Consider the following 13,101-nt stretch of genomic DNA (forward strand, 5'->3'; position numbering starts at 1 on the left):
GAACTCTGAGGAAGGTGCTTATGGAAAGACGAAAGAATATCATATATGGTCTTGTACTATGGTCGTTCTTGTTATCTCTGTTAGTTTCTTTGCCGTGTCAAGCTTCCGCAGATAGTGATGAAGTAGTCATTGAACGTTATCCGGATGAAGCGATTTTTAGATTGGAAAATATGAAGCCAGGAGATTCCGCTTATCGAACACTTACAATTCAAAACAACCATGATCGCAATATAATTTACACCATGCAACTTGAAAACCAGGGAGATATTACACTTTACAATGAGTTGCTGCTGCAAATCACCTTTATGGATGAAATCGTATTTTATGGAAAACTCAAAGATTACAAGGGAATAAATGATCGTCTGCTTATCGCAGAAACAGAAGAGATGGTGAAATTCGAGCTGAAATTTCCAGAGGAACTTGGAAATGAGTATCAGGGTTTGCGTGCAGAATTTATACTTGATTTTACTGCAAGGGCAGCTGATGAGTCAGGGACTGTGGCTGGAGTTATAACTGAGTTGAGTAATCCAATAAAGGGAACGAACGGACTTGGCGGGAAGTTGCCTGCAACAGCAACGAATACAGTTCTTTATTTAATAATGGGAATTTCGCTTGTTGTACTTGGCGGAATCGTTAGTCGATTGTCCGGGAGAAAAAGAGAAGTAAATAAAACGTAAACATAAGCAAATTTGAAACGAATCGAGGAAATTCGCTACCTTCTTACAGAAAAATTCTTTGGAAATTACAAAAGAAGTCAAATTATTCAATTAAATATATAGTATAATAGACTTAGTGTGCCGATGGTGCATATGATGAGTGTTTTGAGGAATGGAATATGGAACATTTCATCCAACAATAGGTTGTATGCGAGCGGGGGGCGGCAATGTGGAAAAAACGGAGAGCATTGTAACTTTGGATTTCGAATGGGTGTTATTAATCATTAAAGCAAGGGGACTAGGCTTAAAGGCGGAGGAGGTGCGTTTCTTTCTTGAAGAAGAAAAAAAGAAAACTTAAATTTTCAGTCATCTGATTATAGATGCCTCACCTATTATATGATATAATTCCAATGAAAGTAGGTGAGTGGGTTTGCTTGGTGAAAGAATAAAAATATTGCGAACAGAAAAGGAATTAACGATATCAGAATTAGCGGAAAAAGCGGGGGTAGCTAAATCTTATTTAAGCTCCATCGAGCGGAATAAGCAAACAAACCCATCCATTCAATTTATCGAAAAAATCAGTGAAGCTCTGGGAGTTTCCGTTAATGACATACTCTATGACAGCGATGAGATTGATATTGAGGACTTGGATAATGAATGGCTTGAAATCGTTATGGAAGCAATGCAATCTGGTGTATCCAAAAAACAATTTAAAGAATATCTTGAGTTTAATAAATGGAGAAAAGAACAAGATACATGAAATGCTAAACCGTAGTGATAATACTATGGTTTTTTATTTGGTTTAAATAATTTTAATACATAATGTAACATTTTTGTTTTCCGTTCGTTTAATTAAATAGGGGGCGGGAGAAGCTTGAAAAAACATATATTTACGACGCTGTTTGAAACATACGAGCTTCCGCTCTATCGTTATTTACTGCAAATGACGAGGAATCCGGAGCAGGCAGAAGAATTATTGCAGGAAACTTTTTACCGGGCAATGGTGTCGTTACGGTTTAAAAACCTAACAAATGCAAGGGCATGGCTGTTTAAAGTGGCGAGGAATCTCTATATTGATTCGTTGCGAAAAGCAAAGACGGAGGAAAAAATGCTTGAGCATATGAAGTCGCAATATCAACAAGTGAAATACCGGGTCCCGGAAGAAGAATTGGCAAGGAAGTCGAGACAAGAAGAATTAGAGGAAATTCTTCATCAGCTGCCAGAGAGAATGCGGTCCATCTTATATTTGCGGGAAATACAAGGTTTATCGTATAAAGAGCTTGAAACTGCATTGAACCTGAACGCTTCTCAGGTAAAAACAACTTTGCACCGGGCCAGGGAAAAATTTCGCATGTATGAAATGAAGAAGGGAAAGGGTGAGTCTGTCGATGAGTAATGACAAGAAAGTACTTTCAGGATGGGAAGAAGAGGCGACTTTGGACAAAAAAACTGCCAAAAAGTTAGTCTGGCGAACAAGATTATCGATATCCTTTACTGTTCTCCGGACGCTTCTGGCTGTATTTCTCATCTATACGTTTTACATGATAGCCGTAGGGATGTTTTACAACTTTTCTGGAAAGGAAGCAGCCTTTGAACGATTGGTTGCAACAGTTATTGAAACCAGATATCCGGGAATTGCAGTGGACAAATCATTGCCTATGAACACCAATACCGTAATTACACCACTTCTGACACAAAAAACAGATATGACACTTTATAGAAAGGTGGGAGATTGGGAGGTCGTTATCGGTGATATAGCTGCAAGAAAAACTTTATTTGGGAAGCTGAAACTCGATATGAAATTTGATAATAAATACCTCAATGAATCGATTTATGATGTTTATGCTGTTCCACCAGATTTGCTTGGTAAAGAAGAGGGAGAAATTCAGGATGAAGCCTGGGTTACAGAACAGTTACAGGCAATTTCTGATGGCTATGTTGCGCAACTCCAATTTTCCACAAGGGAGAGCATGGCACCAGATGAGTTACAAGAAATGCTTGAAGCGTATGATGTTGATGTGTTAGAAATGCCTGTTTACGGTGGGGAGCTAACGAAAATTGAAGATATTGGCTATACTGCTGATGAAATTAATACTTATATTTCTGCACTAAAATTGAGACCAGCAGTGGAATATGATGAGGAAAATCGTCTGACGGTTTCTTATTCTTCACTTAGCGGAGCAGGAGGGTTAGAGGAAGCGCTACAGCAATTTCCTAAAGATCTGCAATGGCTGGTCGACCATGGCGGTTATTATGAAGCAGAATATGATGAGCAGCGTCTGGAATATATTAAGGAAAATCCAATACGTGTCTTTGGTGCGGTTGTTACAGGGCCAATCAGGGAGATTGAAAGACTTGTGGAAGAAGAGCGTTTTCATCAATTCCATCTAGGAGAGATCGAGGTTTGGAATTGGCAGTCATATTAATTCTGTATATTCTCTGAAAAACAAGTATAATAGTTGAAAAAGGTTGTAAGAGGAATATATATGAAAAAAAATTTACTTTACTGGCTGCTGCCGATTGGCTGGATGGGAGTGATTTTCCGCTCCTCATCCACACCGTATCACCAGCAGGATATTAAACCGTTTTTAGGAGAATATATTGATCTTTCATTTTTAGAGCCGTATATAGGCTGGATTTACTTTACATATAACGGATCGGCTGTAAGTGTAGAAACACATGGTGCAGACGGTTTAATTGAGTTTTTTATTCGCAAAGGTGCACATGTCTTTGTTTTCTTTCTGTTAGCATGCCTGTTTAAGTTAGCCTTAGGAAAAGCAACGAAGCTTTCATTAAAAATGCAGCTCTTGTTTTCCTTTTTGCTGACTGCTGCATATGCTGTTATTGACGAAGTTCATCAAGGGTTTACTCCCAATCGCACACCATACTTTGGTGATGTACTCCTTGATAGCTTTGGTGCGCTGCTTGCAGTTCTGTTTATTTTAGTCAGGATGCGCTATTTTATGAATAGAAAATACGGAAAGTGAAATAAGGATATTTCCGATTCATTTCATCTTTTATGGATACAGCACACATTTACACCATACATTAAACAGGTTATTAAAATAATGGGTGAAAAAACACGAAAAAAGTTGTATAATGTCCTATAGCTATTAATATAGTAAATGCCTTAGCAGATATTGCAAGGGGAATTGATATTGTCGCGTAAAATAAACAAATAATAGAAAAAAAGATGATAGATTAGAAGCGGAAATAAAAAGGCGGGAATAGATGATGCATGAGCAAGAGCAGTACAAGAAGATGCTTGAGAAAGTAATTGATGCAACTGAGAGTGAAAAAATACAGACATCGGAAGAACTGATTCGAACATTAGTTACAGAACTTACAAATAATTACAGTCTTAAATCAACACATCAATAGGGATGACAAAGGAAAGCTGCATTTTGTTCTAAAAGGGCAAAATGCAGCTTTCTATTTTTAAACTTATTCTGATGTTGATTCGACTTCAATTTCCTGATATTTTTCGTCTGTTTTAGCAATTGTTGCTTGGTCATTCGTCAGGTCGATGATCCACTCTTCAAAATTGTTTATCTCTCCAACTTGGACATAGACAATAAACTCGACATTTTCCAAGTAATTGATTGTTTCAATAATATAATCCGAATTACGCAGGACGTTTTCCAGTTTGCCAAGGAGACTGTAATCCACGGTTATTGAAAAACCTTGCATCAGCTGACGTTTTACGATACCAGTCGTTTTTATAGCTTGACTAGTAGTATTTCCGTATGCACGAATCAATCCGCCTGCACCAAGCTTGATTCCGCCAAAATAGCGGGTTACCACAACTGCGGTATCTTTTAGATTTTGCTTTTTTAATACTTCAAGCATTGGTACACCAGCTGTTCCACTCGGCTCACCATCATCATTGGCCTTTTGGATTTGGTTATTTTCACCTATCATATAACAGGAACAATTATGTGTTGCATCATGGTGTTTTTTCTTGATTTCCTGGATAAATGCTTGTGCTTCTTCTTCTGTCTCGACACGGCGCACATAGCCAATGAACCGAGATTTTTGTATGATTATTTCATCATGCCCTTGTTGTTTTACTGTATAATATTGTGGTAGCATTAAAACACCCCTTAGAAAACTTGATTGTCTCCCGCCGAATCGGAGACAACCTTCCTTGTAAATAAAAAAATGGGTCATCTTATCCTGGTATCCAGGACTAGTTTACAGGGAACTTTAATGGAAATGAGCAAAAAATCCTGTAAATAGGGAATAGACCCCATGATTTTTGAAATAGTATACGTATATTATAACATAGGTTGGTGTTAAAGATGGCGATTCAAACTGGAGAGAAAGCATTAGATCAAATTATTGATGAAATGGTCAATGTGGTTAAGAATAGTAAGAATGAAATTTTTGATATTAGTGAAGAAGCACGGCGTGAGCATGAATCTCTTCACATTGAATTGAATGATACGAAACAGCTTGTGCTACAATACATAGATGAAGGTGACAGAACGGAAAAGAATCTCCAGAGTTCCCGCCTTAGGCTTGCTGAAGTCAGCAGAAATTTTGATCAATATACAGAAAGAGATATCCATAAAGTATACGAGAAAACGAATGAATTGCAGACAAAGATGGTCAGACTTAGAGAACAGGAACAATATCTCAGAAAAAAAAGAGATGATCTTGAACGCAGATTAATTGGTTTATCAAAGACCATTGAGCGAGCCGGGGACTTAGCCAGTAAGATTTCCGTTATTGAAAATTACTTGCAAGTTGACTTCCTTCAAGTAAACGAGATGATTGAAACAGCCAAGGAAAAACAAGAATTTGGTCTGAAAATCATCGAGGCACAGGAAGAAGAGAGAAGAAAGCTTTCCCGCGAAATACATGATGGGCCTGCACAAATGCTGGCAAATATTCTTCTGCGCTCGGAAATCGTTGAACGAACGATGCAAGAGCGTTCCATTGAAGCGGCGGTTACTGAAATTCACAGCGTAAGAAAAATGATTCGCTCCTCCTTGTATGAAGTGAGGAGAATTATCTATGACTTGCGGCCAATGGCTCTGGATGACCTTGGTCTGATTCCTACAATCCGAAAGTACATTGCCAATCTAGCGGATTATCATCAGATTGAAATAGACTTTGTTGTCATTGGGGAGGAAAAACGCCTGCAGCAAAAGTATGAGGTTGCTCTATTTCGGTTAATGCAGGAGTCCGTTCAAAACGCATTAAAACACGCCAGCCCAAGGCGAATCCAAATAAAATTGCAAATCCAGCAAGATTTTATTGTAATGGTTGTTAAAGATGATGGAAAAGGGTTCGATATAAATATTAAGAAGTCCGACTCTTTTGGTCTAATGGGTATGCGGGAGCGAGTTGAAATGCTTGAGGGTGAGATGGAAATCACGTCAAAACCAAATGCTGGGACAACTGTTATAATAAAGATGCCCTATACTCTAGAATGAACTTAGGTCAAAGTTCTAGCGAAATAATCCTAGCAATTTGTAACTATTAAGGCTAGTATAATTATATAAAGATGACCCCGGGAGGAAGAAGAGAATGAATAAGACAAAAGAAATTAACGTTGTACTAATCGATGATCATAAATTATTCCGAGAAGGTGTTAAACGGATACTTGAGTTTGAACCATCCTTTAATGTAGTTGCAGAAGGTGATGATGGTACTGCTGCTGCAAAACTTGTAAAAGAAAATAATCCGGATGTAGTTTTGATGGATATTAATATGCCCGATATAAATGGGATTGAAGCAACAGCAGATCTTGTGCGCTATTTCCCAGATACAAAGGTAATCATCCTGTCCATTCATGATGATGAAAGCTATGTTACACATGCACTTAAAACAGGTGCACAAGGGTATCTTTTAAAAGAAATGGATTCTGATTCATTGATTGAAGCGATTCGAGTAGTAAGTGACGGTGGTTCCTATCTCCACCCGAAAATTACCCATAACCTTGTTAAGGAATATCGCCGTTTGGCAACTGAAAACTCAACGGGTACAGGTGACAGAGGTGTAGAATACCGTAAACCGCTCCATTTATTAACAAAGCGTGAATGCCAGGTGCTCCAATTGCTCGCAGATGGAAAAAGTAACCGTGCTGTTGCAGAAACGTTGTATATCAGTGAAAAAACAGTTAAAAACCATGTAAGCAATATTTTACAAAAAATGAATGTAAATGACCGTACACAGGCTGTAGTTACAGCAATTCGCAACGGCTGGGTAGAAGTATTATAATTTTCAAGCGAACACTTTAATAAAATCCTCCTTCCCTTAGTGAAGGAGGATTTTTAACTTTGAATGAAAGAATGTTGGCTGACCCCCTCGGAAAAAACATTTTAATGAAATTTATTAAAGGTATTTAGACATCAACATCTTTAAACAGAACAGTTAAACAGTGCTTTCTATTCACTTTTCATGTAAAATATAACACAGTTAAAATTATGTTTTCATCCTATCATTCGAATTTTAAAAGAGAAATCATACGAGATATATCATTTTAAAAATCTGTATAAGGAGAAGGTAACGAATGAAAATTGCGGTAATGACAGATAGTACGTCTTATATACCAGTAAAGCTCCGTGAGAAGCTGAATATTCATATGGTTCCATTAAGCGTTATGTTTGGTGACGAAACGTATCAGGAAGAAATTGACATAACGGCAGGAGAATTTTATGAGAAAATGAGGGAGTATAAAAGCCTCCCAACAACATCCCAGCCCTCTATCGGCTATGTCACAAAAAAGTTAGAACAACTTGCTGAGGATTATGATGCTGTAATATCTGTTCATCTTTCAAGTGGAATAAGCGGTACATATAATGCGGTTGTAAGTGCAGGAGAAATGGTAGATGGGATCGATCTCTATGCTTTTGATTCTGAATCAAGCTGCTATGTCCAAGCATTTTACATCATTGAAGCAGTGGAAATGGCAAAGCAAAACAAAACTCCAGAGGAAATTATGGCTCGTTTAAATGAAATGAAACAAACCATGCGGGCGTATTTCATGGTGGATGATTTAACGAATTTAATGCGTGGAGGGCGCTTATCCAATGCACAGGCGATTGTAGGCAGTCTTCTCCAAGTGAAACCGATTCTGCACTTCGCGGATAAAAAAATTGTTCCATTTGAAAAAATTCGAACCCGTAAAAAGGCACTTAATCGAATTATTGGGATGTTGGAAGAAGATGCAATTGCAGCCAAAGAGCTGAAAGTTTGTTTTATTCATGGAAACAATGAACAAGCAGCAAAAGAGCTGGAAGCAGAATTTAATGAGAAATATCCAACTATCGAAACAACAATTTCATATTTTGGTCCAGTAATCGGCACACACCTTGGAGAAGGTGCAATCGGTGTCGGCTGGTATGTAAAATAAATTAAGACGCCTCACTTCCCGGAAATTTCTGATAAGTGAGGTGTTTTATATTTACAATCTTAATCTCCCTATGTAAACTTAGTAATATGTTCAGTCTTGAAATAGAAAGGAAGTGAATCACTTGCAAATACAAACTTCTGAGACTGTCACAAAGGAAAAATTGGAACAAAGCTTAGCAGGAAAGCTTTTGATTCGCCAAGAAATCCCTCTTGATTCCACAATGATTAACCTGCTGCTCGAAAAGCGCTTACTTCAAACAAAGCCCTCAATGAAGAAGAGTCTCCTATTTAACAAATGCATGCGCTGTGACAATGAAAACCACCTCCTTTTTGCAAAAATCCCTTGTAAACGATGTAATAAAATGCATTTCTATTGCAGAAAATGTATAGAGATGGGCAGAATCATGGAATGTGAGGCACTGTACTTTTGGACAGGCCCAGATCCAATCTGGCCAAAGCATGATAACCCTTGTTCTTGGAGCGGAGAACTTACTGCAGCGCAGCAAGCTGCTGCTGTTCAAATTAAACGGGCGATCTTCGAAAAGGAAAAAGAAATACTCATTTGGGCTGTTGCTGGTGCCGGTAAAACGGAAATGCTTTTTCCAGGTATTACATTTGCACTAAAGGCTGGACTGCGCATTTGTATTGCAACTCCTCGTTCAGATGTTGTTCGTGAGCTGAAGCCAAGATTGGAAAAGGCATTTGAAGCGATTGGTATCCAGGCACTTTATGGCGGCAGTAAAGACAAACAGGCAGATACACAGCTCATCCTAGCTACCACCCATCAACTGCTGCGTTTTCAAAATGCTTTTGATGTTATTATTATTGATGAAATTGATGCTTTTCCATTTCACTCTGATTCCTCTTTACAATTTGCTGCATATCGTGCTAAAAAGCATGCAGCTACAACGATCTATCTTACAGCCACCCCCAGAAAACAGCAGCAGGAGAAAATCCGAAGCAGGAAACTTGCACATGTGTTTGTTCCTGTCCGCTACCATGGTCACCCATTACCAGTGCCTAAAATGTGGATGACATATTCCCTAATGAAGGATTTAAAACAATCCCAAGCCCCAAAAACTTTTCTTACTTGGCTTTCAAAGCGAAAGAATCCCAAGCGTCAACTGCTCATTTTTGTTCCGACTATTCGGCTTGCTGAAAAATTGAAAGGAAACTTAGCCAGTCAAATGCTGCAAGAGAAATATATTCTTAATAAGTATGAACTGGATGCTGTTCATTCTGAAGATCCATTGAGAGAGGAAAAGGTTCTGGCCTTCCGAAAGAAAAAACTGCAGGTGCTCATTACGACGACAATCCTTGAACGTGGTGTAACCTTTCCGTCTGTTGATGTTGCGATTTTTAATGCAGGTCATGCTGTTTTTGATGAAGCAGCCTTGGTTCAAATTGCTGGCCGAGCTGGAAGAAGTGCAGATGACCCGATTGGAGAAGTGATTTTTTTTCATGATGGAAAGACGGAAGCAATGGTATCAGCTATCTATATGATTAAACAAATGAATAAAAGAGGAGGCTTTATTTAAGATGCATTGTTTATGGTGTATGGAAGAGATGCAGCCTATGCTGAGCTGGAGCAGTTTTCTGATGTTAACGAAACCAACAGGAATATGTGAGGATTGCCGCATGCATCTTAAGCTGCTTGATGGGGCAAGATGCAAAAAGTGCAGCCGTGAAACAGCAGCCGAGCTTTGTGAAGACTGTGAATGGTGGCAGAATCAGCCAGGTGGAGATCCGTTAATTAAAAACCAATCTGTTTTTCAGTATAATTCTTTTATGCAAGAGCTTATAACAAAATGGAAGTATCGTGGTGACTATATACTGGGTGAAATCTTTAAGGATTATTTCTATCAAGGTTTCAAGGACTATTTTAAGCCGCTTATGAAAGAAGCGGCTATTCTGCCTATTCCTTTAAGCAGAGAAAGACTTGAAGAGAGAGGATTCAATCAAGCCGAAGTTCTTTCCCGTTTTCTGCCTGTAGATCCTGAATTATTACTTGCCAGAAAACATGGCGAAAAGCAGTCTAAAAAGTCCCGGTATGATAGAATTATGACAAAGAATCCATTTTATTTACAGGAAACTATTAAGAAGCCGGTAATTTTGGTCGATGATATATATACAACAGGAGCGACTTTGCGACATGCCGCAAGCTTACTAAAAGAAAACGGCTGTCAGGAGATATATTCATATACACTAATCCGGGGTTAATAACAGATAAAAAGAGGGGAAGACCATGGCAGAATTAGCAAACTGTTCGCGTTGCGGAGCAGTATATGTAAAGATGATGCGTGATACATGTCAAAATTGTTATAAAGAAGAAGAGAAAGCATTTCAAATCGTTTATGATTATCTAAAGAAACAAAAGAATCGGGAAGCAACAATTCCCGAAATTGTTGATGCTACTGGAGTAGAAGAAGAATTAATCATCAAATTTGTAAAAGAAAAAAGACTGAGGCCAAAAGACTTTCCGATGCTTGCCTATCCCTGTGAACGCTGCGGCCGAGATATCGCGAAAGGAAAGATCTGTTCACACTGCACGGAAGAGCTCAAACAGGATCTTGCTCAAGCAGAGGAAGAAGAAAAAGTGAAAGATGAACAAAAAGAAAAAGTAAATATTTATTTTACAATGAATAAAGATAAAAGGTAAAAATTCCTTAACAAAGCTGAAAAAATACCGATAATAAAAGAAGAGACAATTATAAAATAAAAATAGAGATAAATAAATTTGTATATTGAAAGGAGAAAGTAACATGAAAATCAATGGGCCGAACCAAGTGAATTTCAATCCTTATAAACAACATTTACAAAAACAAGCAGATATAAAGAAAGCGGCGAGTAAATCAGATGAGCTGCAAATTTCAAAAGAAGCATTGAAGCTTCAAGAAAAAGAGAAACCTGCTGAAAAAAGAGCAGCACATATTGAACAAATTAAGCAGGCGGTAGACTCAGGGGAATATAAGGTGGATATCGAAAAGACCGCCCAGAAAATGATTGATTTTTGGAAGAAATAAACCCTGAAAAGGAGGACATTATTGTCCATGAAAGAAATCATCCAATCACTAGAGGATTTAGTCAAAATACATGAAGAACTGCTCAAATCGTCAGAAGAGAAAACAGAGATTGTAAAAGAAGGTTCTGTTGAAAAACTGCAAGCACTCCTTGTAAAAGAACGAAAGCTGGTACGGAAAGCAGAACAGGCAGAGAAGGATCGTCAAGCCCATGTGGAGTCTTGGTATAGTAAGCAGCAGTTGGCCACAGAAGAGGCATCTGTGACAAATATACTTGAACAGCTTGATAACGAACAGGAAAAAAATGCTTTAGAGCAAGTAACAATTGCCCTTACAAAAGTCATTACAAGCTTAAAGGCGCAGGAGAATCTGAATCTGGCATTAATTAATCAATCCATGCAATTTGTTCAAGTTTCTCTAGATTTATTGAGCCCAACCTTAAAAAATATGAATTACGGAAATCAATCAGATATAGAGACGCCAGGGCGATCTGTCTTTGATTCGAAAGCATAGTATTTTACTCACAGAATGAAAAGAGAGTAAAACCAGAGAATATTTTATACTGGAGGAGTAACAGCAAATGAGTACATTTCATGGTTTAGAAATGGCAAAGCAGGCTTTGTTCACCCAACAAGCTGCTTTATATACAACTGGACATAATATTGCGAATGCAAATACGGAAGGCTACACGAGACAGAGAGTGAATTTTGAAGCCAATAGTGCTTTTCCTGCAGCAGGAAGAAACCGTCCGGAAATACCAGGACAAATCGGTACAGGAGTAAAAGCAGGATCTGTTCAGCGTATTCGCGATGAGTTTCTAGATGTGCAGTTTCGTGGAGAAAACAGTCTAGCAGGCTATTGGGAAAAAAGAGCTGAATCCTTGGGAAGAATGGAAAGCCTGATGAATGAATTAAATGACACAGGGCTTTCTAAATCAATGGATGACTTGTGGGGAGCACTTCAGGATCTTGCGGTAAATCCAACTAATTCAGGTGCGCGCTCTGTTGTTGTACAGCGCGGTATTGCTCTTGCAGATACATTTAATTATTACAATAATTCACTGTCAAAAATCCGCTCCGATCTGAAGGGTGAAATTGACGTCACTGTCCAAAGTGCAAATACGATACTTAAACAAGTTGACAGTCTGAATGAAGAAATTAAAAAACTGGAAGTCAATGGTTATGTTACAAATGATTTATATGATCAACGGGATGTTTTGATTGATAGACTGTCAGAAATAATGGATATTGATGTGGAATATACTCCATCTAGCGATTATGCGAATGAATTGACGCAAGGACTTGCAACAATTAAGACGAATGGGATAACTCTTGTAGATCCTGAAAATGGAGCCAATGAAATATCGGTTGAACTAGATTCCAATGAAAATCATATCCAAGAAATTCAAGTCATTGGAAACAATGGCGGACCAATAGAAATACCTCAGCAGCAGGGAACATTACAATCATTGATTGAGGCATATGGATATGAAGAAAATGGCGTAACCAAAGGTGATTTTGTTGAAATGCAAAATACCTTAGCAGATATTGCCAAACAATTTGTGAAGGAATTTAATGAAGTTCATGCTAGTGGGATAGATTTAGTTGAAGGAAAAGACACTATCTCAGAATTCTTTGTTATGAATGATGGGGTAATGTCTGTTAACCAGGAAATTATTGATGATCCTAATCTTATTGCAGCTAGTGATGGAACAGACGGAGCAGCAGGTGACGGCTCTAATGCTTTAAAACTTGCAGGAGTTTTCGACGATCCGCTTAGCTTTGAAGGTGCATCAAATACTTCCGTTAAGGATTATTATGGTTCTGTTATAGGTTCCCTGGCAGTTAGAGTACAAGAAGCAAATCGGATGAGTGCAAATACAGGAGTTTTGCTTTCTCAGGTAGCCAGCCAGCGACAAGCCGTCTCTTCCGTTTCACTTGATGAAGAAATGACAAATATGATTAAGTTTCAGCATGCTTATAATGCTGCTGCGCGCAGTATGACGGCAACAGACGAATTGCTGGATCGAATTATTAATAATTTAGGATTAGTAGGAAGGTAGG

General features: G+C 38.3%; 17 protein-coding genes. 16 read left to right on the forward strand and 1 reads right to left on the reverse strand.

Going from position 1 to position 13,101, the window contains the following annotated elements; genetic code table 11:
• Nucleotides 1-20 precede the first annotated feature (20 nt).
• The 7 genes from NST93_RS00945 to NST93_RS00975 all read left to right on the forward strand — a co-directional run bounded on the left by NST93_RS00945 (nt 21) and on the right by NST93_RS00975 (nt 4,037).
• Complete coding sequence (locus tag NST93_RS00945; protein WP_405100325.1) at nt 21-677, forward strand: LPXTG cell wall anchor domain-containing protein; 657 nt, start codon at nt 21-23, stop codon at nt 675-677.
• 208 nt (nt 678-885) lie between these two features.
• Nucleotides 886-1,014: a hypothetical protein gene (locus NST93_RS00950; RefSeq protein WP_405100327.1), complete on the forward strand. Its 129-nt coding sequence runs from the start codon at nt 886-888 to the stop codon at nt 1,012-1,014.
• A gap of 72 nt (nt 1,015-1,086) precedes the next feature.
• Entirely contained in the window at nt 1,087-1,416 is a 330-nt protein-coding gene (locus NST93_RS00955) for a helix-turn-helix domain-containing protein (RefSeq protein ID WP_405100329.1), read from the forward strand.
• Nucleotides 1,417-1,530: 114 nt separating this feature from the next.
• The gene (locus tag NST93_RS00960) at nt 1,531-2,052 is read left to right on the forward strand and encodes an RNA polymerase sigma factor (protein WP_405100331.1); all 522 of its coding nucleotides are present in this window, start codon (nt 1,531-1,533) and stop codon (nt 2,050-2,052) included.
• Nucleotides 2,045-3,082 carry an anti sigma factor C-terminal domain-containing protein gene (locus tag NST93_RS00965; protein ID WP_405100332.1) on the forward strand — a complete coding sequence of 346 codons (1,038 nt, stop codon included), beginning with the start codon at nt 2,045-2,047 and terminating at the stop codon, nt 3,080-3,082. The genes NST93_RS00960 and NST93_RS00965 overlap by 8 nt, the downstream gene beginning before the upstream one ends.
• A 60-nt stretch (nt 3,083-3,142) precedes the next feature.
• The gene (locus tag NST93_RS00970) at nt 3,143-3,643 is read left to right on the forward strand and encodes a VanZ family protein (RefSeq protein ID WP_405100334.1); all 501 of its coding nucleotides are present in this window, start codon (nt 3,143-3,145) and stop codon (nt 3,641-3,643) included.
• A 244-nt stretch (nt 3,644-3,887) separates the two neighbouring features.
• On the forward strand, nt 3,888-4,037 hold the full coding sequence (locus NST93_RS00975; protein ID WP_405100336.1) for a hypothetical protein: 150 nt from the start codon (nt 3,888-3,890) through the stop codon (nt 4,035-4,037).
• A gap of 63 nt (nt 4,038-4,100) precedes the next feature.
• Here the strand turns inward: NST93_RS00975 and NST93_RS00980 are convergent, their stop codons facing one another.
• Nucleotides 4,101-4,748, reverse strand: coding sequence for a YigZ family protein (locus tag NST93_RS00980; RefSeq protein ID WP_405100338.1), 648 nt, complete (start codon nt 4,746-4,748; stop codon nt 4,101-4,103).
• A 209-nt stretch (nt 4,749-4,957) separates the two neighbouring features.
• Here NST93_RS00980 and NST93_RS00985 point away from each other — a divergent pair, with 209 nt between their 5' ends.
• From NST93_RS00985 to flgK, 9 genes are all read left to right on the forward strand, one after another.
• The gene (locus NST93_RS00985) at nt 4,958-6,097 is read left to right on the forward strand and encodes a sensor histidine kinase (RefSeq protein ID WP_405100340.1); all 1,140 of its coding nucleotides are present in this window, start codon (nt 4,958-4,960) and stop codon (nt 6,095-6,097) included.
• Nucleotides 6,098-6,191: 94 nt separating this feature from the next.
• A complete protein-coding gene (locus tag NST93_RS00990; RefSeq protein WP_405100342.1) occupies nt 6,192-6,884 on the forward strand; it encodes a response regulator in 693 nt (230 codons plus the stop codon).
• A 292-nt stretch (nt 6,885-7,176) separates the two neighbouring features.
• Nucleotides 7,177-8,019: a DegV family protein gene (locus NST93_RS00995; RefSeq protein ID WP_405100344.1), complete on the forward strand. Its 843-nt coding sequence runs from the start codon at nt 7,177-7,179 to the stop codon at nt 8,017-8,019.
• Nucleotides 8,020-8,422: 403 nt separating this feature from the next.
• A complete protein-coding gene (locus NST93_RS01000; protein ID WP_405100346.1) occupies nt 8,423-9,556 on the forward strand; it encodes a DEAD/DEAH box helicase in 1,134 nt (377 codons plus the stop codon).
• Between the two features lies 1 nt (nt 9,557).
• Nucleotides 9,558-10,238, forward strand: coding sequence for a ComF family protein (locus NST93_RS01005; protein ID WP_405100348.1), 681 nt, complete (start codon nt 9,558-9,560; stop codon nt 10,236-10,238).
• 25 nt (nt 10,239-10,263) lie between these two features.
• A complete protein-coding gene (locus NST93_RS01010; RefSeq protein ID WP_405100349.1) occupies nt 10,264-10,677 on the forward strand; it encodes a TIGR03826 family flagellar region protein in 414 nt (137 codons plus the stop codon).
• Nucleotides 10,678-10,780: 103 nt separating this feature from the next.
• A complete protein-coding gene (gene flgM / locus NST93_RS01015) occupies nt 10,781-11,041 on the forward strand; it encodes a flagellar biosynthesis anti-sigma factor FlgM (RefSeq protein WP_405100351.1) in 261 nt (86 codons plus the stop codon).
• A gap of 27 nt (nt 11,042-11,068) precedes the next feature.
• On the forward strand, nt 11,069-11,551 hold the full coding sequence (locus NST93_RS01020) for a flagellar protein FlgN (protein ID WP_405103717.1): 483 nt from the start codon (nt 11,069-11,071) through the stop codon (nt 11,549-11,551).
• A gap of 67 nt (nt 11,552-11,618) precedes the next feature.
• Complete coding sequence (gene flgK, locus NST93_RS01025) at nt 11,619-13,100, forward strand: flagellar hook-associated protein FlgK (protein ID WP_405100353.1); 1,482 nt, start codon at nt 11,619-11,621, stop codon at nt 13,098-13,100.
• The last annotated feature ends 1 nt before the right edge of the window (nt 13,101 follow it).

The organism is Oceanobacillus sp. FSL H7-0719, assembly GCF_045040795.1.
In the GTDB taxonomy this organism is placed as follows: Bacteria; Bacillota; Bacilli; order Bacillales; family Amphibacillaceae; genus Oceanobacillus.

Bases quoted from the DNA above. Each gene is read 5' to 3' on its own strand.
- NST93_RS00945 (WP_405100325.1), top strand. From the start codon at position 21: ATGGAAAGACGAAAGAATATCATATATGGTCTTGTACTATGGTCGTTC.
- NST93_RS00965 (WP_405100332.1), top strand. From the start codon at position 2,045: ATGAGTAATGACAAGAAAGTACTTTCAGGATGGGAAGAAGAGGCGACT.
- NST93_RS01010 (WP_405100349.1), top strand. From the start codon at position 10,264: ATGGCAGAATTAGCAAACTGTTCGCGTTGCGGAGCAGTATATGTAAAG.
- NST93_RS00980 (WP_405100338.1), bottom strand. From the start codon at position 4,748: ATGCTACCACAATATTATACAGTAAAACAACAAGGGCATGATGAAATA.
- NST93_RS00990 (WP_405100342.1), top strand. From the start codon at position 6,192: ATGAATAAGACAAAAGAAATTAACGTTGTACTAATCGATGATCATAAA.
- NST93_RS00970 (WP_405100334.1), top strand. From the start codon at position 3,143: ATGAAAAAAAATTTACTTTACTGGCTGCTGCCGATTGGCTGGATGGGA.
- NST93_RS01020 (WP_405103717.1), top strand. From the start codon at position 11,069: ATGAAAGAAATCATCCAATCACTAGAGGATTTAGTCAAAATACATGAA.
- NST93_RS01005 (WP_405100348.1), top strand. From the start codon at position 9,558: ATGCATTGTTTATGGTGTATGGAAGAGATGCAGCCTATGCTGAGCTGG.
- NST93_RS00985 (WP_405100340.1), top strand. From the start codon at position 4,958: ATGGCGATTCAAACTGGAGAGAAAGCATTAGATCAAATTATTGATGAA.
- NST93_RS00975 (WP_405100336.1), top strand. From the start codon at position 3,888: ATGATGCATGAGCAAGAGCAGTACAAGAAGATGCTTGAGAAAGTAATT.
- flgK (WP_405100353.1), top strand. From the start codon at position 11,619: ATGAGTACATTTCATGGTTTAGAAATGGCAAAGCAGGCTTTGTTCACC.
- NST93_RS01000 (WP_405100346.1), top strand. From the start codon at position 8,423: ATGGAATGTGAGGCACTGTACTTTTGGACAGGCCCAGATCCAATCTGG.
- flgM (WP_405100351.1), top strand. From the start codon at position 10,781: ATGAAAATCAATGGGCCGAACCAAGTGAATTTCAATCCTTATAAACAA.
- NST93_RS00995 (WP_405100344.1), top strand. From the start codon at position 7,177: ATGAAAATTGCGGTAATGACAGATAGTACGTCTTATATACCAGTAAAG.